The sequence below is a fragment of the Alkalihalophilus lindianensis genome (assembly GCF_032843265.1).
GTDB lineage: Bacteria > Bacillota > Bacilli > Bacillales > Bacillaceae_D > Alkalihalophilus > Alkalihalophilus lindianensis.
Window position 1 is genome coordinate 1 of the sequence record NZ_JAWJBA010000095.1, and the last position, 373, is coordinate 373.

The following is a 373-nucleotide window of genomic DNA, read 5'->3' on the forward strand; positions in this document are numbered from 1 at the left end:
CTCGGCAAAACAAGGATAAGGAAGTATATATGGTTTTCGGTGGTGAGCGCTATCGTGAAAGTGTGAAGAAATATAATGTCCCGGATAATGTGAAAATAAAGTTTGCGCTAACCCAGGATGAAATCTTTTCCCTTATGAACACGGCAAAGGTATATTGGAATTGCTCCAAATTTGATACCTTTGCCATGCCATTAACAGAAGCCTTGGCTATGGGGAAAATAATCGTAAAGCCATCGCATCCATGTTATGACCATATCAACTCCAGACATGCCTTCTCAGGAAACGAAAACAACTGGTTTGAGCTCGTCAACATGGCCCTCGCCTCACCAACTAAATTTTCTCAAGACAATCGACAGCATGCCTTCGAGAAATT

Annotated in this window: 1 protein-coding gene; it reads left to right on the plus strand. The window is 41.8% G+C overall.

Annotation, left to right across the window (positions count from 1 at the left end; genetic code table 11):
* Positions 1-373: glycosyltransferase (locus RYX56_RS21450; protein ID WP_317124003.1), on the plus strand; the 373-nt coding region annotated here is incomplete at both ends.